We start from the raw sequence: 26,249 nt of genomic DNA on the forward strand, positions 1-26,249 counted from the left end.
CGGGTCTTCTGAAGCAGACCGAAATGCTAACTTACCCAGCGGAAACGCCGCTTGCCTGCAGAGCCAGAGTGGGCACAGCGGCCTCCGCCTTAGGTGCTGGAAGGACCCAACTTGGCAGTCTCAAACCAGACCATGTCAATGGCTGAAATTCCCGGGGCCCCCGAACGTTACTCGTTCGCCAAGATCGAAGAGCCGATCACCGTCCCGGGTCTTCTTGATGTACAGCTTGAATCTTTTGCTTGGCTCGTCGGCACGTCCGAGTGGCGTGAGCGCGAGCAGGAGCTGCGCGGGGATGAGGCGCGCGTGAAGAGCGGCCTCGAAGACATCCTCGACGAGATCTCCCCGATCCAGGACTACTCGGGCAACATGAGCCTGACGTTGTCCGAGCCGCGTTTTGAAGACGCGAAGTACACGATCGAGGAGGCGAAGGACAAGGACATCAACTACTCCGCGCCGCTGTACGTCACCGCGGAGTTCATCAACAACGATACGCAGGAGATTAAGTCCCAGACCGTGTTCATCGGCGACTTCCCGCTGATGACGGACAAGGGCACCTTCATCGTCAACGGCACCGAGCGTGTCGTCGTCTCCCAGCTCGTGCGTTCCCCGGGCGTCTACTTCGACGAGACGATTGATAAGTCCACCGAGCGCCCGCTGCACGCAGTGAAGGTGATCCCTTCGCGCGGTGCGTGGCTGGAGTTCGACGTGGACAAGCGCGACACCGTTGGTGTGCGCATTGACCGCAAGCGTCGTCAGCCGGTGACCGTGCTGCTGAAGGCCCTGGGCTGGACCACCGAGCAGATCACCGAGCGCTTCGGCTTCTCCGAGCTCATGATGTCCACCCTGGAGAACGACGGTGTGGCAAACACCGACGAGGCGCTGCTGGAGATTTACCGCAAGCAGCGCCCGGGCGAGCAGCCGACGCGCGATCTGGCGCAGTCCCTGCTGGAGAACTCCTTCTTCAAGGCGAAGCGCTACGACCTGGCTCGCGTGGGCCGCTACAAGGTCAACCGCAAGCTCGGTCTGGGCGGTGACCACGAGGGCCTGATGACGCTGACCGAAGAGGACATCGCCACCACGCTCGAGTACCTCGTGCGTCTGCACGCCGGCGAAACCGAGATGACCTCCCCGTCCGGCGAGATCATTCCGATCAACACCGACGACATTGACCACTTTGGTAACCGTCGTCTGCGTACTGTTGGCGAGTTGATCCAGAACCAGGTCCGCGTTGGCCTGTCCCGTATGGAGCGTGTTGTGCGCGAGCGCATGACCACCCAGGACGCAGAGTCGATCACGCCGACCTCGCTGATTAACGTGCGTCCGGTTTCCGCGGCCATCCGCGAGTTCTTCGGCACCTCCCAGCTGTCGCAGTTCATGGACCAGAACAACTCCCTGTCTGGCCTGACGCACAAGCGTCGTCTCTCCGCGCTGGGCCCGGGCGGTCTGTCGCGTGAGCGCGCCGGCATTGAGGTGCGAGACGTGCACCCCTCGCACTACGGCCGCATGTGCCCGATTGAGACCCCGGAAGGCCCGAACATTGGCCTGATCGGTGCCCTGTCCTCCTACGCACGCGTCAACCCCTTCGGGTTCATCGAGACGCCGTACCGCAAGGTGGACAACGGCCAGCTCACCGACCAGATCGACTACCTCACGGCTGACGAGGAGGACCGCTACGCCATCGCGCAGGCGGCCACCCCGATGACCAAGGACGGCGAGCTGACTGGCGAGCGCATCGAGGTCCGCCTGAAGGACGGCGACATTGGCGTTGTCGGGCCGCAGGGCGTCGACTACCTCGACATCTCCCCGCGCCAGATGGTTTCCGTGGCAACGGCCATGATTCCGTTCCTGGAGCACGACGATGCCAACCGTGCCCTCATGGGCGCGAACATGCAGAAGCAGGCCGTGCCGCTGCTGCGCGCCGAGGCCCCCTACGTGGCCACCGGTATGGAGCAGCGCGCCGCGTACGACGCGGGCGATACCGTCATTTCCCCGCTCTCGGGCGTTGTGGAAACCGTCACGGGTGACTACATCACCGTGCTGGGCGACGACGGCACGCGCGACACCCAGCAGCTGCGTACCTTCCACCGCACGAACCAGGGCACCTGCTACAACCAGACCCCGATCGTGTCCGCTGGCCAGCGTGTTGAGGCCGGCCAGGTCATCGCTGACGGCCCGGGCACCAAGGACGGCGAGATGTCGCTGGGCCGCAACCTGCTGGTTGCGTTCATGCCGTGGGAAGGCCACAACTACGAGGACGCCATCATCCTCAACCAGCGCGTGGTGGAGGAGGACATCCTCACCTCCGTGCACATTGAGGAGCACGAGATTGACGCCCGCGACACCAAGCTCGGTGCCGAGGAGATCACCCGCGAGATCCCGAACGTCTCTGAGGACGTGCTGAAGGACCTCGACGAGCGCGGCATCATCCGCATCGGCGCGGACGTGCGCGACGGCGACATCCTGGTCGGTAAGGTCACCCCGAAGGGTGAGACCGAGCTGACCCCTGAGGAGCGTCTGCTGCGCGCCATCTTCGGCGAGAAGGCCCGCGAGGTGCGCGATACTTCCCTGAAGGTGCCGCACGGCGAGACCGGCAAGGTCATTGCAGTGCGTCGCTTCTCCCGCGAGGACGACGACGATCTGTCCCCGGGTGTCAATGAGATGATCCGCGTCTACGTGGCGCAGAAGCGCAAGATCCAGGACGGCGACAAGATGGCCGGCCGCCACGGCAACAAGGGTGTTGTGGGCAAGATCCTGCCGACCGAGGACATGCCGTTCATGGAGGACGGCACCCCGGTGGACATCATCCTGAACACCCACGGTGTGCCGCGTCGTATGAACATTGGCCAGGTCCTCGAGGTACACCTCGGCTGGCTGGCTAAGGCCGGCTGGACCGTGAACCCGGACGATCCGGCCAACGCCGCGCTGCTGGAGACCCTGCCCGAGAAGCTGTACGACGTGCCGCCGGAGTCGCTCACCGCAACGCCGGTGTTCGACGGCGCGTCCAACGATGAGATCGCGGGCCTTCTGGCCAACTCCAAGCCGAACCGCGACGGCGACGTCATGGTCGATGCGCAGGGCAAGACCACGCTGTACGACGGCCGCTCGGGCGAGCCGTACAAGTACCCGATCTCTGTCGGCTACATGTACATGCTCAAGCTGCACCACCTCGTGGACGAGAAGATTCACGCTCGCTCCACCGGCCCGTACTCCATGATTACCCAGCAGCCGCTGGGCGGTAAGGCACAGTTCGGTGGCCAGCGCTTCGGCGAGATGGAGGTGTGGGCAATGCAGGCATACGGCGCTGCCTACACCCTGCAGGAACTGCTCACCATCAAGTCGGACGACGTGGTCGGCCGTGTGAAGGTCTACGAGGCAATCGTCAAGGGCGACAACATCCCGGACCCGGGCATCCCCGAGTCCTTCAAGGTGTTGCTCAAGGAGCTGCAGTCGCTGTGCCTCAACGTTGAGGTGCTCTCTACCGACGGCAGCGCCATGGAGCTCGACGGCGACGACGATGAGTTTGATCAGGCCGGCTCCTCGCTGGGCATCAACCTCTCGCGCGACGAGGGCTCTGCGGCGGATTCCGTCTAGACGCCAGGCGGGCGTCGAAAAGCATGCGCTTTACGACGCCTGGAAAGACAACGAGAAGAAACTATCCACACGCAATCCTCCCCAGCTGGGGGAGGTGAAAGGGAATTTACGTGTTTGACGTAAACCTCTTCAACGAGCTTCGCATCGGCCTGGCCACTGCCGAAGACATCCGTAAGTGGTCCCACGGTGAAGTAAAGAAGCCGGAGACTATTAACTACCGCACCCTCAAGCCCGAGAAGGACGGCCTGTTCTGCGAGCGCATTTTCGGCCCCACCCGCGACTGGGAGTGCGCCTGCGGTAAGTACAAGCGCGTCCGTTACAAAGGCATCATCTGTGAGCGCTGCGGCGTCGAGGTGACCAAGTCCAAGGTGCGCCGCGAGCGCATGGGCCACATCGAGCTCGCCGCTCCCGTGACCCACATCTGGTACTTCAAGGGCGTGCCCTCTCGCCTGGGCTACCTGCTTGACCTTGCGCCGAAGGACCTCGAGCGCATCATTTACTTCGCTGCCAACATCATCACCAGCGTCGACGAGGAGGCACGTCACAACGACATGTCCACCCTCGAGGCGGAGATGCTGCTGGAGAAGAAAGAAGTCGAGGAGGACGCTAACTCCGAGATCGCCGAGCGCGCCCACAAGCTGGAGGAAGACCTCGCCGAGCTCGAGGCTTCCGGGGCGACCGCCGCTGCCCGTAAGAAGGTGCAGCAGGCCGCGGATAAGGAGATGACCCACATCCGCGAGGCAGGCGAGCGCGAGGTTGAGCGCCTCGAGGAGATCTGGCAGACCTTCCAGAAGCTGGCTCCGAAGCAGATGATTATCGACGAGGTGCTCTACGAGGAGCTCGTCGACCGCTACGAGGACTACTTCACCGGCGGCATGGGCGCCGAGGCGATCCAGACCCTGATCCGCAACTTCGACCTCGAGGCCGAGGCCGAGGAGCTGCGCACCATCATCGCCGAGGGCAAGGGCCAGAAGAAGGTCCGCGCGCTCAAGCGTCTCAAGGTTGTCGCTGCGTTCCAGCGCTCTGGTAATGATCCGGCCGGCATGATCCTGGACGCGATCCCGGTGATCCCGCCGGAGCTGCGCCCGATGGTGCAGCTGGACGGTGGCCGCTTCGCCACCTCCGACCTGAACGACCTGTACCGTCGCGTGATCAACCGCAACAACCGCCTCAAGCGCATGATCGATCTGGGCGCGCCCGAGATCATCGTGAACAACGAGAAGCGCATGCTGCAGGAGTCCGTTGACGCGCTGTTCGACAACGGCCGCCGCGGCCGTCCGGTCACCGGTCCGGGCTCCCGCCCGCTGAAGTCCCTGTCTGACCTGCTCAAGGGCAAGCAGGGCCGCTTCCGTCAGAACCTGCTGGGCAAGCGTGTCGACTACTCCGGTCGTTCCGTGATTATTGTCGGCCCGCAGCTCAAGCTGCACGAGTGCGGTCTGCCGAAGCTGATGGCACTCGAGCTGTTCAAGCCCTTCGTGATGAAGCGCCTAGTGGACAACGACTACGCGCAGAACATCAAGAGCGCGAAGCGCATGGTCGAGCGCCAGCGCCCTGAGGTGTGGGACGTCCTCGAAGAGGCGATTTCCGAGCACCCGGTGTTGCTCAACCGCGCACCGACCCTGCACCGCCTGGGCATCCAGGCCTTCGAGCCGAAGCTGGTCGAGGGTAAGGCCATCCAGCTGCACCCGCTGGCCTGTGAGGCCTTCAACGCCGACTTCGACGGTGACCAGATGGCAGTCCACCTGCCGCTGTCCGCAGAGGCGCAGGCCGAGGCCCGCGTGCTCATGCTGTCGTCCAACAACATCCTGTCCCCGGCATCCGGTAAGCCGCTGGCGATCCCGCGACTGGATATGGTGACCGGCCTGTACTTCCTCACCATGGAGAAGTCCACCTCCGAGGTCGGCGGCGAGGGTGCATACGCGCCTGCCGACGAGAACGGCCCGGCACGCGGCGTGTACTCCTCCTACCGCGAGGCCATCATGGCCTACGACCGCGGCGTGCTCGGTCTGCAGGCTCCGATCAAGGTCCGCATCGACCACCTCCGCCCGACGGTTGAGGTGGAAAAGGAGCAGTTCCCGGACGGCTGGACCAAGGGTCAGCCGTGGATGATGGACACCACGCTCGGCCGCATCATGTTCAACGAGCTGCTGCCGTACAACTTCCCGTACCAGGAAGGCGCGATGGTGCGTAAGGGCGGCGGCTCCGGCAAGGTGCTGCTCGGCGACATTATCCAGGGCATGGTGGAGAAGTACCCCATGATCACTGTTGCGCAGACCCTGGACAAGCTGAAGGACGCCGGCTTCTACTGGTCCACCCGCTCGGGCGTGACCATTACGATGTCCGACGTGCTCGTGCTGCCGAACAAGACCGAGGTCTTGGAGCGCTACGAGAAGGAAGCCGAAGAGATCGAGCGCAAGTACTGGGAGAAGGGTGCGCTGACCGAGGAGAACCGCTACGACCGTCTGGTCGAGCTGTGGCAGGACGCCACCAACAAGGTCGGCCAGGCCGTCGAGGACCTGTACCCGGACGACAACCCGATTCCGATGATCGTGAAGTCCGGTGCTGCCGGTAACATGCGCCAGATCTGGACTCTGGCCGGCATGAAGGGCATGGTTGTGAACTCGCGCGGTGAGTACATCACCCGCCCGATCAAGACCTCCTTCCGCGAAGGCCTGTCCGTGATGGAGTACTTCAACAACTCCCACGGTTCCCGTAAGGGCCTGGCCGATACCGCGCTGCGTACCGCTGACTCCGGCTACCTCACCCGTCGTCTGGTGGACGTGGCCCAGGACGTCATCGTCCGCGAACTGGACTGCGGCACCCACCAGGGCGTCAAGGTTCCGGTTGCGGTGCCGCTCACAGGCTCCGAGGACAAGTTCGCCCGCCACGAGCTGGTCGAGACCTCCGTCTCCGGCCGCGTACTGGCTTCCGACGTCAAGGACGCCGAGGGCAACGTGCTCTTTGAGGCCGGCACCGAGCTGTCCGAGGAACGCATCGACACGCTCGTAGAGAAGGGCGTCACCGAGCTCAAGGTCCGCTCCGTGCTGACCTGCCAGACCCCGACCGGTGTCTGCGCTAAGTGCTACGGCAAGTCCATGGCCTCTGGCCAACTGGTGGATATCGGCGAGGCCGTCGGCATCGTCGCTGCACAGTCCATTGGTGAGCCGGGTACCCAGCTGACTATGCGTACCTTCCACCAGGGTGGTGTCGGCGGCGACATTACCGGTGGTCTGCCGCGTGTGCAGGAGCTGTTCGAGGCCCGCGTGCCGAAGAACTGCGCCCCGATCGCGTCGGTGGCCGGTACGATCTCGCTGGAGGACGAGGGCAACTTCTGGACGCTGACCATCCACCCGGACGACGGCTCCGACGACGTGGTCTACGAGAAGCTGTCCAAGCGCCAGGGCCTGGCCCAGGTACGCCGCCCGATGGAGTCCAACCCGGACGCCATGATCGAGCGTTCCCTGCGCGAGGGCGACCACGTGGAGGTCGGCGATCGCCTGCTCCGCGGTGCAGCGGATCCGCACGACGTGCTCGAGGTCCTCGGCCGCCGCGGTGTGGAGAAGCACCTCATCGACGAGGTCCAGGCTGTCTACCGCACCCAGGGTGTGTCGATTCACGACAAGCACATCGAGATCATCATCCGCCAGATGCTGCGCCGCGGCACGGTCATCGACTCCGGCTCGACCGAGTTCCTGCCGGGCACGCTGATCGACCTCGCCGAGGCACGCCAGGTCAACGCCGCCACCGTCGCGGACGAAGGCCAGCCGGCAGAGATGCGCTCCGAGATCATGGGTATCACCAAGGCCTCCTTGGCTACCGAGTCCTGGCTGTCGGCCGCCTCCTTCCAGGAGACGACCCGCGTGCTCACGGACGCCGCGATCAACAAGCGCTCCGACCAGCTCATCGGCCTGAAGGAGAACGTGATCATCGGTAAGCTGATCCCGGCCGGTACGGGCATCTCCCGCTACCGCAACATCCAGGTCAAGCCGACCGAGGCTGCGCGCTCCGCCGCGTACTCCATCCCGAGCTTTGGCGAGGGCATCTACGGCGACGAAGGCTTCGGCGAGTACACCGGCGCCTCCGTCCCGCTCGACGAGTACGGGCTCGACCAGATCTAGCCTTCTGGCTGACTGCTAGGTCTATTCGGTCTGCTATCCCGCGGCCCGGCTCCCTTCGTGGGGGCCGGGCCGCTGGCGTTTTGAGGTCTTCCACGGCCAAGAATTGTCGGCCGGGAAGCGATCCCGAGAGGTAGCCGCAAATGGAGCTAGCGCCGTTTGGGGAGATCGTTGGCAGGCGACCTGGGGTTTTACGGGCGATGCAGGTGCAAATGGAGCTAGCTCCGTTTTGTTATGTCCATAGAGTTTTTGGACACTTTCTAGCGGGTCAGGGCTATGCGAATCGTGGCGGCATGAGCGGCTTTAGTGATGCCGAGTGGGAGGCGATGCGCCAGCGCGCAGAAGAACTGCGCCGCGAAAAAAGGGCCGACCAGCTACGCCATCCAAGAACTCAACGACGATACCCGGCCGCGCATTCGCGAGCTTATTCGCCGCGCCGTTCACTAAACACGTGCGCCGCGGGCGGCGCGGACGATGCCTACCCCGCCCATGAGTGCGAGCCCGCGCACGCGTATGACAGGCGCATCCACCGGAAGGTCTGCGAGCGCGATGGTGCATGACGGGTGGGTTTCCACGCCGAATCCGCCCATGATTCCCAGGCCGGCGTCCACCACCCGCACGTCTTCCGGCACGATGATTTCGATGCCGCCCATGACTGCAAACGCGTTGATGATGGTCTCGTGTGCGCTCAGCCGCGCTTCGCGCAGGTCGAGGGAGTTGCCGCCCATGACCGTGATGGACGTGTGATTCGGAGCGACGAGCCAATCACCGCCGCGTTCGCTGCCGCCCATGATGGAAAGACTAAACGGGGAACCGCCTGATTCGCCGGTGGCGTAGCGAGCCATGGTGCCGTCTTGCCGGGCGGTTTGGTTGTGTTGGGTGGTGACGGGGGAGAGATCGTCGATAAGCGCAGGAAGCTCATCAACAAAGGTGGCTCCGTAGAGGGCAGCGGATCGCTCGTCGAACTCGGTGATCGTGAGCTGGCCATCGACGAATGCGTCGTGGAGGGTGGCTTCAGCACGAGCACGCTCGGCACTGCTGAGTCGCTTGCGGGGGAGGTTCGGCTCGCTCATAGAACGCAGATTAGCACGGATTTGCCGTGGCACCTTGGCATGTTGTACCCTTGACGAGGTTTCGCTCGCGATCGTTCGCGTGGCGGAAAAATACGAACTCCAAGCGGTTTCGTGTAAGCGCTGGTAGTTCATGCATCGGCAGGGCCCCGAAGAAGAGCCCTCATTTTTGCATGTGCGGCCACCTTCCACACGGATCGCGAGAACAAGAAAGAGCGTGAATGCCTACTATTCAGCAGCTGGTCCGCAAGGGCCGCCACGATAAGAGCCAGAAGGTGGCTACCGCTGCGCTGAAGGGCTCGCCCCAGCGTCGCGGCGTGTGCACCCGCGTGTACACCACCACCCCGAAGAAGCCGAACTCGGCACTGCGTAAGGTCGCACGTGTGCGCCTGACCTCCGGTATTGAGGTTTCCGCATACATCCCGGGCGAGGGCCACAACCTCCAGGAGCACTCCATGGTGCTCGTGCGCGGTGGTCGTGTGAAGGACCTCCCGGGCGTTCGCTACAAGATCATCCGTGGCGCGCTGGATACCCAGGGCGTGAAGGACCGTAAGCAGGCTCGTTCCCGTTACGGCGCAAAGAAGGGACAGTAATCAGATATGCGTAAGCAGCAAGCTCCGAAGCGTCCCGTAGTCAAGGACCCGGTATACCAGTCCGAGCTGGTGACCCAGCTGGTCAACAAGGTCCTCAAGGACGGCAAGAAGTCCACCGCCGAGCGCATCGTCTACGGTGCCCTCGAGCAGTGCCGCGAGAAGACCGGCACCGACCCGGTCGGCACCCTGGAGAAAGCTCTGGGCAACATTCGCCCGGACCTCGAGGTTCGTTCCCGCCGCGTTGGTGGCGCTACCTACCAGGTGCCTGTTGAGGTCAAGCCCGGCCGTTCCAACACCCTCGCACTGCGCTGGATGGTTACCTTTACCCGCCAGCGTCGTGAGAACACCATGGTTGAGCGCCTGGCTAACGAGATCCTCGATGCCTCCAACGGCCTCGGCGCATCCGTGAAGCGTCGCGAGGACATGCACAAGATGGCTGAGGCCAACCGCGCCTTCGCCCACTACCGCTGGTAATACCTGCGCGCACGGTAGCTATGACACCCGGACGTCACCTGCAACAAAGCAGCAGAAGCAAACTGAATACCTGCTTCTCGCAGTCGCGTTGTGAGGTGGCACCCGGGTGTTTCTCATAGTGATGAATGCGACTTATCCTGCCATTTGCTTCAAGAAGTGGCAGAATTGACAAAGAAATTATTCGCCATAGGCGCACGCTGGGTTTCGGCCCAGCGCGTCGACGACTTTTAAGTTGGGGTAATAACGTGGCACAAGAAGTGCTTAAGGACCTGCACAAGGTTCGCAACATCGGCATCATGGCCCACATCGATGCTGGTAAGACCACCACGACCGAGCGCATCCTGTTCTACACGGGTATCAACCGCAAGGTTGGCGAGACCCACGACGGTGGCGCAACCACCGACTGGATGGAGCAGGAGAAGGAGCGCGGCATCACGATTACGTCCGCTGCCGTGACCTGCTTCTGGAACAACAACCAGATCAACATCATTGACACCCCGGGTCACGTGGACTTCACCGTTGAGGTGGAGCGCTCCCTGCGCGTGCTCGATGGCGCTGTCGCCGTCTTTGACGGCAAGGAGGGCGTCGAGCCCCAGTCCGAGCAGGTGTGGCGTCAGGCTGCTAAGTACGACGTGCCGCGTATCTGCTTCGTCAACAAGATGGACAAGCTGGGTGCGGACTTCTTCTACACCGTTGGCACCATCGTTGACCGCCTCGGCGCTAAGCCGTTGGTTATGCAGATCCCGATCGGTGCGGAGGACAACTTCGACGGCGTCGTTGACCTGATCGACATGAAGGCTCTCCTGTGGCCGGGCAAGGTCGAGACCGGTACGCCGCCGCAGATCGTCGATATCCCGGAGGATCTCCAGGAGCTCGCCGAGGAGTACCGCGAGAAGCTCCTCGAGACCGTTGCAGAGTCCGACGAAGAGCTCATGGAGAAGTACTTCGGCGGCGAGGAGCTGACGAAGGAAGAGATCAAGGGCGCTATCCGCAAGCTCACCGTGAACTCCGAGATCTACCCGGTCTTCTGCGGTACCGCTTACCGCAATAAGGGCGTTGAGCCGATCCTGGACGCCATTGTTGACTACCTGCCGAGCCCGCTCGATGTGGGCGAGGTTCAGGGCACCGCGGTCGACGGTGAGACCCCGATGACCCGCAAGCCGTCCGTCGAGGAGCCGTTCTCCGCACTGGCGTTCAAGATCGCCGTGCACCCGTTCTTCGGTAAGCTCACCTACGTGCGCGTGTACTCCGGCCAGGCTATCCCGGGTGAGAACATGCTCAACTCCACGAAGCAGAACAAGGAGCGCGTGGGCAAGCTCTTCCAGATGCACGCGAATAAAGAGAACCCGGTTGAGCATGCCGACGCCGGTAACATCTACGCGTTCATTGGTCTGAAGCACACCACTACCGGTGACACCCTGTGCAACCCGGATCACCCGATCATCCTGGAGTCCATGGACTTCCCGGATCCGGTTATCCAGGTGGCTATCGAGCCGAAGACCAAGGCTGACCAGGAGAAGCTGGGTACCGCTATTCAGAAGCTCGCCGAAGAGGATCCGACCTTCACCGTCCAGCTGGACGAGGAGACCGGCCAGACCGTCATCGGCGGCATGGGTGAGCTGCACCTCGACGTGCTGGTCGACCGCATGAAGCGCGAGTTCAAGGTCGAGGCCAACATTGGTAACCCGCAGGTTGCCTACCGCGAGACCATCCGCAAGAAGGTCGAGTCTCTCGACTACACCCACAAGAAGCAGACTGGTGGTTCCGGTCAGTTCGCAAAGGTCATCGTCACCGTCGAGCCGTACAACCCGGACCCGGAGACCCTGGAGGAGGGCGAGTCCGCTTCCTACAAGTTTGAGAACGCCGTCACCGGTGGTCGCGTGCCGAAGGAGTACATCCCGTCGGTCGACGCTGGTATCCAGGACGCAATGCAGTACGGCTTCCTCGCTGGCTTCCCGCTGGTCAACATCAAGGCGACCCTGGAAGACGGCGCATACCACGAGGTTGACTCCTCGGAGATGGCCTTCAAGATGGCTGGTTCCCAGGTGCTCAAGGAGGCAGTGGCTAAGGCGAAGCCGGTCCTGCTCGAGCCTGTGATGGCTGTCGAGGTCGTGACGCCGGAGGAGTACATGGGTACCGTTAACGGTGACATCTCCTCCCGCCGTGGCCAGGTCTACGCAATGGAGGACCGCTCCGGTGCCAAGCTGGTGAAGGCGAAGGTTCCGCTGTCCGAGATGTTCGGCTACATCGGTGACCTGCGTTCTTCGACTGCTGGCCGTGCGAACTTCTCCATGGTCTTTGATTCCTACGCTGAGGTTCCGCAGAGCGTCGCGCAGGAGATCATCGACGAGCGCAACGGCAACTAGTCGTTCGCCCGAAAGTGCTACTCCCTGACGGCCCAACCGCGTGCCAGCGGTGGGGCCGGGCGACGGGGGTAGTCACAACTCGCCGGTGGGTAGCGGTCGGGCTGAGGCTTGCAACGCTTGTATGAGCTGCGGCGTTGGAGCTTGAGTCGGCCGTTACGCACTAGGTGGATCCGGATTTTCTCGGATCGGCCGGTTTGAAAAACGGTCACGAACTATCTAGGATCAGGTAACTGGCACATTGTGAAATGGTCATTGCTCTCGGTTGCGTGAAAGCGTCGCCAAGAGCAGGGCAAATGTAAACTACGTGGCTGCGAAGGTCGTAGCCACCATGAAGTCCAGGAGGACAATCAGTGGCAAAGGAAAAGTTCGAGCGCTCTAAGCCGCACGTGAACATCGGCACCATCGGTCACGTCGACCACGGCAAGACCACCACCACCGCCGCGATCACCAAGGTGCTGGCAGACCAGTACCCGGAGGAGAACAAGGCCTTCGACTACGCGATGATCGATAAGGCTCCGGAGGAGCGCGAGCGTGGTATTACCATCAACATCTCCCACGTGGAGTACAACACCCCGAAGCGCCACTACGCACACGTTGACGCTCCGGGCCACGCCGACTACATCAAGAACATGATCACCGGTGCGGCACAGATGGACGGCGCTATCCTCGTTGTCGCTGCGACCGACGGCCCGATGCCGCAGACCCGCGAGCACGTGCTGCTCGCTCGCCAGGTTGGCGTTCCGTACATCCTCGTTGCACTGAACAAGTGCGACATGGTCGACGATGAGGAGATCATCGAGCTCGTCGAGATGGAGGTCCGCGAGCTGCTGGCTGAGCAGGACTACGACGAGGAAGCTCCGATCGTCCAGATCTCCGCTCTGAAGGCTCTCGAGGGCGAGGAGAAGTGGGTACAGTCCGTTGTTGACCTCATGCAGGCCTGCGACGACTCCATCCCGGATCCGGAGCGCGAGACCGACAAGCCGTTCCTGATGCCGGTGGAGGACATCTTCACCATTTCCGGCCGCGGCACCGTCGTGACCGGCCGTGTCGAGCGCGGTGTCCTCAACGTCAACGATGAGGTTGAGATCATCGGTATCCGCGACAAGGCCACCAAGACCACCGTCACCTCCATCGAGATGTTCAACAAGCTCCTCGACACCGCCGAGGCTGGCGACAACGCTGCACTGCTGCTCCGTGGCCTCAAGCGTGAGGACGTTGAGCGTGGTCAGGTCATCATCGCTCCGGGTGCTTACACCCCGCACTCCAAGTTCGAGGGTTCCGTCTACGTCCTGTCCAAGGATGAGGGCGGCCGCCACACCCCGTTCTTCGACAACTACCGTCCGCAGTTCTACTTCCGCACCACCGACGTGACCGGTGTTGTGAAGCTGCCGGAGGGCACCGAGATGGTCATGCCGGGCGACAACGTCGACATGTCCGTCGAGCTCATCCAGCCGGTCGCTATGGACGAGGGCCTGCGCTTCGCTATCCGCGAGGGCTCCCGCACCGTTGGCGCTGGCCGCGTCACCAAGATCCTCGACTAATTCCAGCCGGTGATCTGGTACTGACCAGAGGCTAGTAGAAGGGCCGCTTCCCGTAAGGGGAGCGGCCCTTTTCGCATGCCTGTAGCGCAACGCAAATGCACCGGTGCGAGGCCACTAGAATGCAGCGATGTGGACTACAACGACCCAACACGGATCCCGAAGCTGATTGACGCGCTTCAGCGAGCGTGGGAAGGACAACCAGACTTGAGCCTTTCCGCGCTACTCGGAACCCTGCGCAATCGCGGTGCCGAGTGGGGGACGAGCGATGAGGAAGTGCTCGAGATCCTCAACGCCATGGAGGCTGAGCATCCGTCCCTGGTGCGCTGGCCCGCTGAGTTGCCGGTGACGGTACAAACCACTGCACCGGAGCACCGGGTCACCTTAAGCGGTTCCGACGTCGTCGTGCGACCCGTGGGGGAGGGTTCAAGGATGCCGAGCGCATGGAAAGCCACGCATTTCCGCGCAGTGGGGCCGGGGCGAAGCCTCATCGTGACTGATACGGAGGGGATCGAGCACAGGCTCGGTGTAGCCACGCTTGTGCACTCCCTGGATCCGGACGAGGCACCTCCGCTGGAAGACCTGGGACAGCCGGACGTCGGTGGCGCTAGGTGGTTTGTGGGTTTTGAAGACGGATCCCGCGCGATCGTTGGTCAGCGGATCACCTTGTGGAGGCCAGAGGGTAGAAGGGCGACGTCGCAGGAGTTGTATAAGTTTGCGCGCATACTCTCCTGTGAGGAGGGGGCTGAGATGCACTTTGCCCCAGCTGGTGGCGGTAAGCCGGTTTCACTGGGGCGGGTAGCGCGGGTCGTGCTGGTAGATCTTTAGAGGGTGTTCCAGGATGTTCCTCGCGCAACAGTAAGCCTGGAAATGCAAAACACCCCAGCAGCCGGCGGTGAGCCGGGCTCGCTGGGGTGGGGCCGCACATATGGTGCGAGGTGGCCTCTAGGCGGTGAGCCGGGCTCGCTGGGGTGGGGCCGCACATATGGTGCGAGGTGGCCTCTAGGCGGTGATGCGGTCGAGTTGCAGCTCCCACACGGTGTCGATTTCCATCGTGTGGTTTGCCAGGCGGAAATCCTCGTCTGCGGCTTCCAGGAAGCGCGTAAGATCCTCGTAGGAGTAACTGGGATCCGCGGTGACCGTGAAGCGGGCGGTGGGTCGGTTGCCCACGACCGCGACCTTGCTTTTGGCCTGATTAATCATCTCGGATTTTTCCAAGAACTCGCACGCGGCAGACGCCACGCGGGCGACGTTAATCGTGCTCTCGCCGTGCTGGGAATCCGCGGTAAGGATGTCGCGGGTGCTGAAGGCACGGCTTCGGATATTAGCCAGGAAGAACCACGCACCGAGCACCAGCAGCACCACGAAGGCTGCGATCAGCGCGTTGCGGTACCAGGTCTCGTCAGGGACATAACCGAGAGATTCGCGGTCGAAACGATTGAGGTACTCGCTGACGTAAGGGATTTCCCAGTAGTAGGCCACGGGGACTAGGCCCGCAGCCAGGAGCAGCAGGCCGGTCAGGAAGACAACCAGCCGGTCGAAGAAGGAAAGCGTCTTGCTCATCGTTGTACCCCCTGGGTCTGCTCTGGAAGCGGCTGGACCGCGGTGGACCCTGTGTCTGCCGTGGCAGGCGTGACAGCTGCATCAGCCCCGGCAGACGTGCCAGGCGAGCCTGCTGTCGTAGCTGGATCCTGTGCCTTGGGGAGCACCTTGACCGAGATCGCCGGCGGCGTCTTGAGCCCCTGGAGCTCGCCCTGCAGCGTGTACGCGAGGCGTTCCTGCAGGGAGGCACCAGTGCCATCGTCTTCTACCTGGACGCGCAGCTTCTTGCGGTCCGCACGGGACTGGATACGGGAGTTGCCCACCTCGGAGCGGGTCACGTTCGTCGCCTTGCGGGCGATGTCAACAGGCCGGGTCCAGATTGAGGCCTGTGAGTTCACACGCACGTGGGTGTGCGCCCGCGGCATGAAGGCGTAAATGATCAGGAACAGCCCCACGATGGCGATGATGATGCCGACGGTGACTGCGGGGACGTCGATAACCGCACGGCCAACGAACTCGAAGACGGGACGCAGCCATGAGTCAGAGGAGTCGTCGTTCTGGAAGTAGTACCAGAGGTCGCGGCCAACGACGCCGGCGCAGGCGAGCAGCACGATTGCGATGAGAATCGTGAGCCAGCGGGCGGCCGGGTTGGCGCGGGGCTCATCACCCGGGTGCGGGCCGACCGGCTGCGTAGGCTCCGGCTGGCCCGCGGGCTGAGCGTTAGCGGGTGCGGTCATAGTCATTCACCACCGGAATAATAGAGATCTGCTTGAGCGGTGCCGGGCGCGGTGCACGCGGGCGTGCAAGCGGTGCCGGTGCAGGAGGCGCAACCTCGCGTAGCGGCGTCGCGTTGACTTTGATCTTGGTCAACGGGCGCTTCGGCGCTGTGCGCACCGGGGTCAGCTGCGCCGGGGCAGAAGCAGTCACCTTGGTCAGCGGGCGGCGCGGCGGTACATCGGCGCGGCGAACTGCCGCAGGCTCCGGTACGCGCACGCGGCGCAGCTGCGTCGGCGTGACAGTAAACGGTGCGGGTACGCGTGGCTCGGGCGTGTCAGGCGTCCACGGTTTGGCCGGAGCGGGCGTGTCCACGGGGGTCAACCGGAGCGCGTCCGGGGCGAAGCCCTCGGTGCGCACCTTGGCCGGTCGAGGTGTCTTTACGCTCTGCACTGCAGCCGGGCGAGGGGCGTTGAACTCCCACATGTCGTCCTCCAGCGAGCGCGCGTGGATTTCCGTAAGCGGTGCACGCTGCTTTGTGCGCGGGGACTCCACGGACAACTGGTGGACGCGGATCGGGGTGGGGATGGCGAACGCGGAGTGGCTCGCCACCTCGTCCCAGGTCACGCGGCCGTCGAGGCCCTGGGCCTCAACACTGGCGACGGAGACGTTCACGCGGGAGACGTCGAGGCCGGTCAGGGTGCGCACGTGTGAGATGACGGTCGCGCGGACGGCGTCGGTAATCGCCGCAATTGGCGCTGGGTAAGCGGTCGCGATCTCGGCCTCGATCGCTGCGACACCCGACTGGCGGTCGAGGTGGACATCAATCCTGGGGAAGCTGCGGCCGGCGAGCCCAGCCAGCTTCGCGTCCACCGCAAGGGTGCCTGGCACCGACGAGGCCGCCACCTCAGCAACGCGCTCTACCGCGCGCTCGCTGATGTGGTAGAACGTCGTACCCATTAGCTACGGCCTTTACCGGAGTTGGTGTTGAAGATCTCGGCAATGTCGAGGCGGCCGTCCAGCTGCGCGCCAATGACGCCGCCGACCACGCTAAACAGCAGCAGCCACAGAAGACCCAGCCAACCGCCGAAGGTCACAAAGAACGCGATAACCACGCCGATGATGGCACCGGTTACCGCCTTATTGGAAAAAGCATTCATATTAAAACCACATTTCGGAGGTATTGGTGGCCGCGCGCGGCTCCCCTGCATATGGAGAGAGGGGAGGGGCACGCAGCCGTAGGTGGGGTCGGGTGCCTACTGCGCATCAGCGACGACGACATCGACGAACGGGAGATCCGACGCGCCTAAAACCGCGGAGCGGACATCTGCAGCCACGGACTGGATGTCGCGCCCCGAGGCGGTATCAAAGACGATGTGTACTTCGATGCCCCGTTCGCCGTCGCGGTAGGCCTGCCGCAGCCCGTCAATGCGGGCATTGGGAAGCAGCAGGGCCACCTCGCCGACGCGGCCGCGGTGCAGGCCGGCGACACCAGGAACGCCGAGCGCACTGTCGCGGACGGCTTCCCCGACCTCAAGGGTGATGGGGGTCCGCGCCATGACTACTGGCCCAGAGCCTGGTTGTTCGGCTGGAACTCGTCCTGATCAGTGGCCGTCTCCTGCTCCGGCAGGTGCACGTCGTGCACGGTGACGTCGACGCGGTCGACGATCAGGCCGGTCATGCGGGTCAGTGCGACGGTGATGTTCTCGCGGATAGCGTTTGCCAGCTCGTGGATTGCCACGCCGTACTCGGCGATGATGGCGACAGCCACGGAGGTGTGGCCGTCCTCCACGACGACGTTGACGCCCTGCTGGACGTTGGTGGAGGAGGTCAGCGACTCGCGGACCGCGCCCCACATACGGGCAGCGCCGCCGCCCAGGTTGTACACACCGGAGACCTCACGGGCAGCGATGCCGGCGATTTTGCCCACAACGTTGTCGTCGATGACGGTGGTGCCACTGTCGGACTCCAGGTTCTCGTTACGCGGACGGGTCTGCTCGGTGTCGACGTCGGTAGCGGAATCGGTGGTTGCCAGGGTGTTGTCGTTCAGAGTGTGATCGGCCATGACGGTCCTTCCTTCACTGCGGATTTTGTTCCTATATATAAGGGCCCGGTACATCGGCGTTGCGAACGCCGCAATCCTCGGGGACCCGGGCTCTCACCAACTCTACACAGTTTCTTAAGACTCGCCCGGGCTGAAGCGGTGCCGGCAGGGAATTGGTACCGTTTCGCAACATTCTTTTCGACGGATGGTGGGGGACGGGCGGGCGTCGAAAAGCTGAGCTTGCGCTTTATAACGTGACGTGCTTTAATACTCGGGTTGCCGAAACATGGCGCGCAAGCGCGATGGTCCGGCAAACATGACACCTTCGGTAGAAGGACCTTCCCCTTGGGGAGGGCCGGAGAAGGCGCCATGGCAAATAAACAGCGGCAGTACGCAAGGGTCACGCACCCTTCCGAGTCTTGCACCCCGGCCTTTGGGTCGCGGCGGAAGCACTGATTGCGCAGCAGTTATTTGCGGTGCCTTTCATCTTCCGGAAGTGTCAAGAAGTCAATGAAACGACACTGGCGTTGAGCCATGGGCCCAGCCCGGACAACGTTATAGAGAAACTAGAAGCTACAAACCCCACCGCTTCGATTTGATTCCGTTCGACTTTCGAGCGGAGCGAGGAGTCGAACGTGGGGATGCGAGGAAGAGGTAAGCGTGGCGGGACAGAAGATCCGCATCAGGCTCAAGGCCTACGACCACGAAGCGATCGACGCATCTGCGAAGAAGATCGTTGCTACGGTCACCCGCACGGGTGCCCGCGTCGTTGGACCGGTGCCGTTGCCCACCGAGAAGAACGTGTACGCCGTTATTCGTTCTCCCCACAAGTACAAGGACTCTCGCGAGCACTTCGAGATGCGCACTCACAAGCGCCTCATCGACATTCTCGATCCGACGCCGAAGACTGTTGACGCGCTTATGCGCATTGACCTTCCGGCGAGCGTCGACGTGAACATCCAGTAAGCAGTAGAGATCCCCGAACTTTTAAGTAGTGGAGAACCAATACATGTCTGAGAATCAGATCAAGGGCATTCTGGGCAAGAAGCTCGGCATGACCCAGGTCTTCGACGAGGAGAACCGTGTAATTCCGGTCACCGTCGTCGAGGCCGGGCCGTGTGTGGTCACCCAGATTCGTACCAAAGAGACCGATGGCTACAGCGCCATCCAGATTGCTTACGGCGACATTGACCCCCGTAAGTCCAACAAGCCGCAGGCTGGCCACTTCAAGAAGGCTGGCGTGACGCCGCGCCGCGTTGTTGCGGAGATCCGCATGGACGACACCTCCGAGTACGAGGTCGGCCAGGAGTACAACGCAACCATCTTCGACGGCGACACCTACGTCGACGTCGTCGGCACCACCAAGGGCAAGGGCTACGCCGGCGCGATGAAGCGCCACGGCTTCGCCGGCCAGGGTGCCGCACACGGTAACCAGGCAGCACACCGCCGCGTCGGTGGTATCGGTGGCGCTGCTACCCCGGGCCGTGTCTTCAAGGGCAAGCGCATGGCTGGCCGTATGGGCGGTAACCGCGTTACTACCCAGAACCTGAAGATCCAACGCATCGACGGCGACAACAACCTGATCCTGGTCAAGGGTGCTATCCCGGGTGCCAAGGGCAGCGTTGTTACCGTCAAGACCGCAGTGAAGGGCGGTGCTCACGCATGACGAACCTGACGCTTGACGTCCACACCGCTGACGGAAAGACCAACGGTTCCGTAGAGCTTCCGGCAGAACTTTTTGACCGTGAAGCTTCCATCCCGCTGCTGCACCAGGTTGTGACCGCACAGCTTGCAGCCGCACGTCAGGGAACGCACGCTACCAAGACCCGCGCCGATGTGCGCGGTGGTGGCAAGAAGCCGTTCCGCCAGAAGGGCACCGGTCGTGCCCGTCAGGGTTCCATCCGCGCTCCGCAGTTCACCGGCGGCGGCACCGTTCACGGTCCGCAGCCGCGTTCCTACTCGCAGCGCACCCCGAAGAAAATGATTAAGGCAGCTCTCGTTGGTGCCCTCACCGACCGCGCGCGCAACGCTCGCATCCACGTCGTTGAGGACCTGGTCCCGGGTCAGAAGCCCTCGACCAAGTCTGCACGCGCCTTCATCGAGCGCCTGACCGACCGTAAGTCCGTTCTGCTGGTCATCGGCCGTGAGGACGTCAACTCCCGTCTTTCCGCAAGGAACCTGCCGGGCGTTCGCATCCTTGAGCCGGGGCAGCTGAACACCTACGACGTCCTCAACGCAGACGACGTGGTCTTCTCGGTCGAGGCACTGCACACCTTCATCAACCGCGACGCGGCAAAGGCATCCGCCACCGCAGCGGAGGAGGAGAAGTAAATGGCTAAGACTGCTAACCCGCGCGACATCATCATCGCACCGGTCCTCTCTGAGAAGACCTACGCGCTGATGGAGCAGAACACCTACACGTTCTACGTCGCTCCGTCTGCTAACAAGACCCAGATCAAGATCGCCGTGGAAGAGATTTTCGGCGTCGACGTCGCATCGGTGAACACCGTCAACCGCGAGGGTAAGCGCAAGCGCACCCGCACCGGTTTCGGTAAGCGTAAGGACACCAAGCGCGCCTACGTCACTCTCCGCGAGGGCAGCGACTCCATCGACATCTTCGGCGCTTCCGCTTAAGAAGACTCGATAGAAAAGGACACAATATGGCTATTCGTAAGTACAAGCCGACAACCCCGGGTCGCCGCGCCAGCTCCGTTTCCGAGTTCGAGGAGATCACTCGCTCGACTCCGGAAAAGTCGTTGCTGCGCCCGCTCCCGAAGAAGGGTGGCCGTAACACCCACGGCCACATCACCACTCGTCACCGCGGCGGCGGCCACAAGCGTCGCTACCGCGTGATCGATTTCCGCCGTTCCGACAAGGACGGCGTGCTGGCGAAGGTCGCGCACATCGAGTACGACCCGAACCGCACTGCAAACATTGCACTGCTCCACTACTTTGACGGTGAGAAGCGCTACATCATTGCGCCGAAGGGCCTGAAGCAGGGCACCGTTATCGAGTCGGGCGCAAACGCGGACATCAAGGTTGGCAACAACCTGCCGCTGCGCAACATCCCGACCGGTACCACCATCCACGCTGTGGAGCTCAAGCCCGGTGCTGGCGCCAAGCTTGCCCGCTCCGCTGGTGCTTCCATCCAGCTGCTGGGTAAGGAAGGTTCCTACGCCGTGCTGCGTATGCCGTCCTCCGAGATCCGTCGCGTGGACATCCGCTGCCGCGCAACCGTCGGTGAGGTGGGCAACGCAGACCAGATCAACATCCGTTGGGGCAAGGCCGGCCGTATGCGCTGGAAGGGCTGGAGGCCCACTGTCCGCGGTGTTGTCATGAACCCGGTCGACCACCCGCACGGTGGTGGTGAGGGTAAGACTTCCGGTGGCCGTCACCCGGTTTCTCCTTGGGGCCAGAAGGAAGGCCGTACCCGCAACCCGAACCGTTACTCCAACAACATGATCGTGCGCCGTCGTCGCTCGAAGAACAAGAAGCGCTAAGAGGAGGTAAACAGACATGCCACGCAGCCTGAAGAAGGGCCCGTTCGTCGATGAGCACCTCCTCAACAAGGTGGATGCTCAGAACGAGGCCGGTACCAAGCAGGTCATCAAGACCTGGTCCCGCCGCTCGACCATTCTCCCCGATTTCATCGGTCACACTTTCGCCGTCCACGACGGCCGGAAGCACGTCCCGGTGTTTGTCGACGAGTCCATGGTCGGTCACAAGCTCGGCGAGTTTGCACCCACCAAGACCTTTAAGGGTCACGTCAAGGCAGAGAAGGGACGTCGATAAGCAATGGCTGACACAATCACCACTGCATCCGCGACTGCCAAGTTCGTCCGCACCTCCCCGATGAAGGCCCGCCGCGTGCTGGCCCTCGTCCGCGGGAAGTCCGTCTCCGAGGCCCTCGCAATCCTGAAGTACGCACCGCAGGGTGCGGCCAAGGACGTCGCGAAGGTTGTTGCATCCGCAGCCGCCAACGCCGAGAACAACTTCGGTCTGGACCCGCGCACGCTCGTCGTGTCCGAGTGCTGGGCCAACGAAGGCCCCACCATGCGTCGCTACCAGCCGCGCGCCCAGGGCCGTGCCTTCCAGATCCGGAAGCGCACCTCCCACATCACCGTCGTTGTCGAGTCCAAGGAAGGGGCTAAGTAATGGGCCAGAAGATCCACCCACACGGCCTGCGCCTGGGTATCACCGCTAACTACAAGTCCCACTGGTACGCCGACAAGAACTACGCTGACTACGTCCACGAGGACATCAAGATCCGTGAGTTCCTGTCCAAGGGCCTCGAGCGCGCCGGCATTGCCGACGTCGTCATCGAGCGCACCCGCGACCGTGTTCGCGTCGACATTCACACCGCCCGCCCGGGCATCGTGATTGGCCGTCGCGGCAGCGAGGCAGAGCGCATCCGCCGCGAGCTGGAAAAGCTCACCGGCAAGATGGTCGCCCTGAACATCCTCGAGGTCAAGAACGTCGACGCCAACGCCACCCTCGTTGCTCAGTCCATTGCTGAGCAGCTGGTCAACCGCGTCGCGTTCCGTCGCGCAATGCGCAAGGCCATCCAGTCCGCAATGCGCAACCCGCAGGTCAAGGGCATCAAGGTGATGACCTCTGGCCGTCTGGGCGGCGCAGAAATGTCCCGCGTCGAGCGCTACCACGAAGGCCGTGTGCCGCTGCACACCCTGCGTGCGGAGATCGACTACGGCACCGCAGAAGCCCACACCACCTTCGGCGTCATCGGCGTCAAGGTCTGGATCTACAAGGGCGACGTCGTTGGCGGTGTCCGCGAGTCCGAGCTCAACGCTCCGTCCAACGAGCGCCGTGGTCGCGGCGACCGCCGCCCGCGTCGTGGCGGCCAGCGCCGCCAGCGCGCCGAGAAGAAGGAGGGCTAAACACATGCTTATCCCTAAGCGCGTGAAGTACCGCCGCCAGCACCGCCCGACCCGTCGCGGCGTGTCCAAGGGCGGGAATACCATCAACTTCGGTGACTGGGGTCTGCAGGCACTCGAGCCGGCCTACATCACCAACCGTCAGATTGAGGCATCCCGTATTGCCATCAACCGTCACGTCAAGCGTGGCGGCAAGGTCTGGATCAACATCTTCCCGGACCGCCCGCTGACCCAGAAGCCGCTCGGCGTGCGTATGGGTTCCGGTAAGGGCCCGGTGGAGAAGTGGGTTGCCAACGTGAAGCCGGGTCGCATCCTGTTTGAGATGTCCTACCCGAATGACGAGGTTGCCATCGAGGCTCTGCGCCGTGCGGCTGCGAAGCTTCCGTGCAAGACTCGCATCATCAAGAAGGAGGACCAGTACTAATGGCGAACGGTACCCCCGCATCTGAGTTCCGCGAACTCACCGATGAAGAGCTGAAGAGCCGCCTGTCCGACGCGAAGGAAGAGCTGTTCAACCTGCGCTTCCAGCTCGCGACCGGCCAGCTGACCAACAACCGCCGCATCTCCACCGTGAAGCGCGACATCGCACGCATCTACACCGTGCTGCGCGAGCGTGAGCTCGGCCTGTCCGTCGTCCCGGGAGCTGAGGCTTAATCATGAGTGAGGCAAACGTGACTGAACAGAACACCCAGAAGGCAGTGCAGAAGCGCCGCCGCGGCTACGTCGTATCCGACAAGATGGACAAGACCATTGTCGTCGAGGTCGAGGATCGTAAGTCCCACGCCCTTTACGGCAAGATCGTCCGCACGACCAACCGCGTCAAGGCTCACGACGAGGACAACACCGCCGGTGTCGGCGACCTGGTCCTTATCGAGGAGACCCGCCCGCTGTCCAAGGACAAGCACTTCCGTCTCGTCGAGATCGTCGAGAAGGCTCGCTAGTTCTTAGCCAGCCCGAGCCGCACCCCCAAGCTGGGGGGTGCGGCTTTTTGCATGCTTTACGACGCTCACACGCCTGAAAACTTCTGCGTAGAGTGGGGCGCATGTCTACCGGAAAATTTTGCGTCACCATTGCCCACGCCAAGAACGACACCGACCTGGCCACCGTTGGCTTCGTCGTAGCGAACGCTGCGGCCGGCTCCGCCCAGGACACGATGGTCTTCCTCTCCTCCGAGGGTGCCTACCTTGCAGTCGACGGCTACGCCGACGACATCCACGAGGAGGGCTTCGCACCGCTCAAGGAGCTCATCGACAATTTCATTGCTGCCGGCGGCACTCTCTACGTCTGTGCACCGTGCATTAAGAAGCGCGGCTACACCGAGGACCAGCTCATCGAGGGTGCCCAGATCGTGGGCGGCGCGAAGCTCGTCGAGTTCCTCGCGGACGGCACACCGAGCGTCTCCTACTAGGCGTTTTCGCAGTGCCACAGACACAACATCCGTACCCGCCCCACACGAGCTTCGACGGGGGAGACCTCGACTGCGGCAACGGCCTGCTGTTGCTGATTCGTCAGCACATCGACCCGTTGGATGAAGGCCAGCTGCTGGAGATCGTCTCCTACGAGCCGACCGTGCCAGTCGACCTGCCCTCGTGGTGCCGACTCACCGGCAACGAGCTGGTCAACGTGATCGAGGAGCCCGACCAGGGCCGCTGGCGCTTTTTGGTGTGCAAGGGGGCTTTCACGGAAGCGCCCACGGAAACGCCAACCGCGCAGGAGCCCGCTCCGAAGAAGCGCGCCAAGAAGCAGCGCAAGCGCCCGCAGATGCCGGTCACCCAGGAAGTGGTCACCCCCACGGTGCCCACGGAGTTTCCTGCGCCAAAGCCTGCACCCAAGCTCGCGCCGCTTTCGGTCGTGACCATGGGGTCGTGGCCGCGCAAGCCGTGGCTGCTTCACGCGGTCCACGAACACCTCGCCGGCAGGCTGCCGGAAGAAGAATTCCAAGCCACAGCGGATGATGCGGTGCAGCTGGTGCTCGCCGCACAGCAGCGCGCGGGCGTGGACGCCGTCACCGACGGGGAGATGCGCCGCGATAACTACTCCAGCTTCGTCGCAGGACGGCTGCAGAACTGCCAGCTCATCCCCATTACGGACCTGCTGCCTTACGTGGAGGACCCGGAGGAGTTCGAGCGCGAACTGCGCGCTCTGGACGTGCCCGCCGGCGAGGTGCGCCACCCCGCGGTCTTCGGCCCGCTGGGGCGCGATAAACCGCTTGTGGCGCACGAGGTGCGATACCTCCAATCCATCACGGATACACCGGTGAAGGTGTGCCTGCCGGGGCCCTACCTTTTGACCCGCACGATGTGGATGGAGTGCGTCTCTGACCGGGCGTACGACACCCGCGAGGAGATGGCCACCGACATTGTGCGCGTGTTGCGCGAGGAGCTCCACGAGCTGTACTCGCTGGGCACCGCCATGATCCAGATCGACGAGCCGGTGCTCACCGAGGTGGTCTACGGCCGCCACGACGGCGGCGGACGCACGTTCATGTGCGGCGCACTCGACGAGCTTGCTGGCAGCGTGGACGAGGAGCTTGCTTTTGCCCAGTCGCTGCTTGCGCAGCTCACCGAAGGCTTCGACCCGGAGCGGCTGGCGCTGCATGTGTGCCGCGGCAACTGGACCACGGACGAGTCGGCCGCGCTCGAAGGCGACTTTGGGCCCTTTGTGGACCTGTTCGCTTCGCTGAACGTAGGCACGCTGACTTTGGAACTCGCCACCCCACGCGCGGGCAGCCTGGACGCGCTGCGGAAGATACGGGACGACCAGCGCGTCTGCGTCGGGGTGCTCAACCAGAAGCAGCAAGCTCTTGAGCCCACTGAAGACGTCGTTGCTCGTATCGCGGCTGCCGTGGAGGCCTTCGGCAAAGACCGCGTGCTGCTCAGCACCGACTGCGGGTTCGCCACCTTTGCGGACAACCCGATCGTGGCCGATACGCTGGCACAGCAGCAGCTGGCGCAGATCGTCACGGCCCGCGATGCATACCTGCAGCAGGCGGGGGACGCGCAGTAGTGGAGACACAGCAGGAGCCGCCCACCTCGCAGCACTATTGGGATGCGCAAGATATCGCGTGCGGTGATGTGCTCGTGCGGCTCTTCCTGCTCTTCCGCGACCAGCTTGCCGCAGGCGAGGTGCTCCACCTGCGCTCGGTCAACGAGGCGATTGACATTGACTTGCGCGCCTGGTGCGGGCTCACTGGTAACACGCTTGTGTACGCGCAGGCCCCTCACTATTACTTGCGTAAGGCGGGGTAGGGGCGGGCGTCGAAAAGCGAGCGGGGCTAGAGTATGTGGGTCGTTGTACCCGCTACCAAAGA

28 protein-coding genes are annotated in these 26,249 nt (G+C 63.1%); 21 read left to right on the top strand and 7 right to left on the bottom strand.

Annotation, left to right across the window (positions count from 1 at the left end):
- Positions 1–93 precede the first annotated feature (93 nt).
- A complete protein-coding gene (gene rpoB / locus CIMIT_RS01665; protein ID WP_038588200.1) occupies positions 94–3,591 on the top strand; it encodes a DNA-directed RNA polymerase subunit beta in 3,498 nt (1,165 codons plus the stop codon).
- Positions 3,592–3,701: 110 nt separating this feature from the next.
- Positions 3,702–7,709, top strand: coding sequence for a DNA-directed RNA polymerase subunit beta' (locus CIMIT_RS01670; protein ID WP_038588203.1), 4,008 nt, complete (start codon positions 3,702–3,704; stop codon positions 7,707–7,709).
- 440 nt (positions 7,710–8,149) lie between these two features.
- On the opposite strand, the gene CIMIT_RS01675 is transcribed toward CIMIT_RS01670, so the two are convergent.
- Positions 8,150–8,779, bottom strand: a complete 630-nt coding sequence (locus tag CIMIT_RS01675) for a DUF1707 SHOCT-like domain-containing protein (protein WP_038588206.1) — start codon at positions 8,777–8,779, stop codon at positions 8,150–8,152.
- Positions 8,780–8,997: 218 nt separating this feature from the next.
- On the opposite strand from CIMIT_RS01675, the gene rpsL reads away from it, so the two are divergent.
- The 5 genes from rpsL (at position 8,998) to CIMIT_RS01700 (ending at position 14,575) form a co-directional block, all read left to right on the top strand.
- Complete coding sequence (gene rpsL / locus CIMIT_RS01680; RefSeq protein ID WP_038588209.1) at positions 8,998–9,369, top strand: 30S ribosomal protein S12; 372 nt, start codon at positions 8,998–9,000, stop codon at positions 9,367–9,369.
- Between the two features lie 6 nt (positions 9,370–9,375).
- A complete protein-coding gene (gene rpsG / locus CIMIT_RS01685; protein WP_038588212.1) occupies positions 9,376–9,843 on the top strand; it encodes a 30S ribosomal protein S7 in 468 nt (155 codons plus the stop codon).
- Between the two features lie 245 nt (positions 9,844–10,088).
- Entirely contained in the window at positions 10,089–12,209 is a 2,121-nt protein-coding gene (fusA, locus tag CIMIT_RS01690) for an elongation factor G (protein ID WP_038588215.1), read from the top strand.
- Between the two features lie 350 nt (positions 12,210–12,559).
- Positions 12,560–13,750 carry an elongation factor Tu gene (gene tuf, locus CIMIT_RS01695; protein WP_038588218.1) on the top strand — a complete coding sequence of 397 codons (1,191 nt, stop codon included), beginning with the start codon at positions 12,560–12,562 and terminating at the stop codon, positions 13,748–13,750.
- Between the two features lie 129 nt (positions 13,751–13,879).
- Entirely contained in the window at positions 13,880–14,575 is a 696-nt protein-coding gene (locus CIMIT_RS01700; protein WP_038588221.1) for a hypothetical protein, read from the top strand.
- A gap of 174 nt (positions 14,576–14,749) precedes the next feature.
- On the opposite strand, the gene CIMIT_RS01705 is transcribed toward CIMIT_RS01700, so the two are convergent.
- The 6 genes from CIMIT_RS01705 to CIMIT_RS01730 form a co-directional block, all read right to left on the bottom strand.
- Positions 14,750–15,310: an Asp23/Gls24 family envelope stress response protein gene (locus CIMIT_RS01705; RefSeq protein WP_038588223.1), complete on the bottom strand. Its 561-nt coding sequence runs from the start codon at positions 15,308–15,310 to the stop codon at positions 14,750–14,752.
- Entirely contained in the window at positions 15,307–16,026 is a 720-nt protein-coding gene (locus tag CIMIT_RS01710) for an Asp23/Gls24 family envelope stress response protein (protein WP_197697015.1), read from the bottom strand. The genes CIMIT_RS01705 and CIMIT_RS01710 overlap by 4 nt, the downstream gene beginning before the upstream one ends.
- Entirely contained in the window at positions 16,010–16,963 is a 954-nt protein-coding gene (locus tag CIMIT_RS12005) for an Asp23/Gls24 family envelope stress response protein (protein ID WP_051904714.1), read from the bottom strand. Before CIMIT_RS12005 ends, CIMIT_RS01710 begins: the two co-directional genes overlap by 17 nt.
- Positions 16,963–17,163, bottom strand: a complete 201-nt coding sequence (locus tag CIMIT_RS01720) for a hypothetical protein (protein ID WP_038588226.1) — start codon at positions 17,161–17,163, stop codon at positions 16,963–16,965. The genes CIMIT_RS12005 and CIMIT_RS01720 overlap by 1 nt, the downstream gene beginning before the upstream one ends.
- Before the next feature lie 96 nt (positions 17,164–17,259).
- Entirely contained in the window at positions 17,260–17,562 is a 303-nt protein-coding gene (locus CIMIT_RS01725; RefSeq protein ID WP_038588229.1) for a hypothetical protein, read from the bottom strand.
- A 2-nt stretch (positions 17,563–17,564) separates the two neighbouring features.
- Complete coding sequence (locus CIMIT_RS01730) at positions 17,565–18,068, bottom strand: Asp23/Gls24 family envelope stress response protein (RefSeq protein ID WP_051904715.1); 504 nt, start codon at positions 18,066–18,068, stop codon at positions 17,565–17,567.
- 639 nt (positions 18,069–18,707) lie between these two features.
- Here CIMIT_RS01730 and rpsJ point away from each other — a divergent pair.
- The 14 genes from rpsJ (at position 18,708) to CIMIT_RS01800 (ending at position 26,187) form a co-directional block, all read left to right on the top strand.
- Positions 18,708–19,013: a 30S ribosomal protein S10 gene (rpsJ, locus tag CIMIT_RS01735; protein WP_038588232.1), complete on the top strand. Its 306-nt coding sequence runs from the start codon at positions 18,708–18,710 to the stop codon at positions 19,011–19,013.
- Between the two features lie 43 nt (positions 19,014–19,056).
- Complete coding sequence (gene rplC, locus CIMIT_RS01740; protein WP_038588246.1) at positions 19,057–19,713, top strand: 50S ribosomal protein L3; 657 nt, start codon at positions 19,057–19,059, stop codon at positions 19,711–19,713.
- A complete protein-coding gene (rplD, locus tag CIMIT_RS01745) occupies positions 19,710–20,378 on the top strand; it encodes a 50S ribosomal protein L4 (protein WP_038588249.1) in 669 nt (222 codons plus the stop codon). The genes rplC and rplD overlap by 4 nt, the downstream gene beginning before the upstream one ends.
- A complete protein-coding gene (gene rplW, locus CIMIT_RS01750) occupies positions 20,379–20,681 on the top strand; it encodes a 50S ribosomal protein L23 (protein WP_038588252.1) in 303 nt (100 codons plus the stop codon).
- A gap of 26 nt (positions 20,682–20,707) precedes the next feature.
- Positions 20,708–21,547, top strand: coding sequence for a 50S ribosomal protein L2 (rplB, locus tag CIMIT_RS01755; protein WP_038588255.1), 840 nt, complete (start codon positions 20,708–20,710; stop codon positions 21,545–21,547).
- Between the two features lie 16 nt (positions 21,548–21,563).
- Entirely contained in the window at positions 21,564–21,839 is a 276-nt protein-coding gene (gene rpsS, locus CIMIT_RS01760; RefSeq protein ID WP_038588258.1) for a 30S ribosomal protein S19, read from the top strand.
- A gap of 3 nt (positions 21,840–21,842) precedes the next feature.
- Positions 21,843–22,202 carry a 50S ribosomal protein L22 gene (gene rplV / locus CIMIT_RS01765; RefSeq protein WP_038588261.1) on the top strand — a complete coding sequence of 120 codons (360 nt, stop codon included), beginning with the start codon at positions 21,843–21,845 and terminating at the stop codon, positions 22,200–22,202.
- Positions 22,202–22,942 (top strand): 30S ribosomal protein S3, encoded by a 741-nt coding sequence (gene rpsC, locus CIMIT_RS01770; RefSeq protein WP_038588264.1) that lies wholly within the window; start codon positions 22,202–22,204, stop codon positions 22,940–22,942. The genes rplV and rpsC overlap by 1 nt, the downstream gene beginning before the upstream one ends.
- Positions 22,943–22,946: 4 nt before the next feature.
- A complete protein-coding gene (gene rplP / locus CIMIT_RS01775) occupies positions 22,947–23,363 on the top strand; it encodes a 50S ribosomal protein L16 (RefSeq protein ID WP_038588267.1) in 417 nt (138 codons plus the stop codon).
- Positions 23,363–23,593: a 50S ribosomal protein L29 gene (gene rpmC / locus CIMIT_RS01780; protein ID WP_038588270.1), complete on the top strand. Its 231-nt coding sequence runs from the start codon at positions 23,363–23,365 to the stop codon at positions 23,591–23,593. The genes rplP and rpmC overlap by 1 nt, the downstream gene beginning before the upstream one ends.
- A gap of 2 nt (positions 23,594–23,595) precedes the next feature.
- A complete protein-coding gene (gene rpsQ, locus CIMIT_RS01785; protein WP_038588273.1) occupies positions 23,596–23,880 on the top strand; it encodes a 30S ribosomal protein S17 in 285 nt (94 codons plus the stop codon).
- A 101-nt stretch (positions 23,881–23,981) separates the two neighbouring features.
- Entirely contained in the window at positions 23,982–24,347 is a 366-nt protein-coding gene (locus tag CIMIT_RS01790) for a DsrE family protein (RefSeq protein ID WP_038588276.1), read from the top strand.
- 11 nt (positions 24,348–24,358) lie between these two features.
- Positions 24,359–25,945: a sulfurtransferase TusA family protein gene (locus CIMIT_RS01795; RefSeq protein ID WP_038588281.1), complete on the top strand. Its 1,587-nt coding sequence runs from the start codon at positions 24,359–24,361 to the stop codon at positions 25,943–25,945.
- Positions 25,945–26,187, top strand: a complete 243-nt coding sequence (locus tag CIMIT_RS01800; RefSeq protein WP_038588288.1) for a sulfurtransferase TusA family protein — start codon at positions 25,945–25,947, stop codon at positions 26,185–26,187. Before CIMIT_RS01795 ends, CIMIT_RS01800 begins: the two co-directional genes overlap by 1 nt.
- Positions 26,188–26,249: the final 62 nt, after the last annotated feature.

Origin of the sequence: Corynebacterium imitans (assembly GCF_000739455.1) — a bacterium.
In the GTDB taxonomy this organism is placed as follows: domain Bacteria; phylum Actinomycetota; class Actinomycetes; order Mycobacteriales; family Mycobacteriaceae; genus Corynebacterium; species Corynebacterium imitans.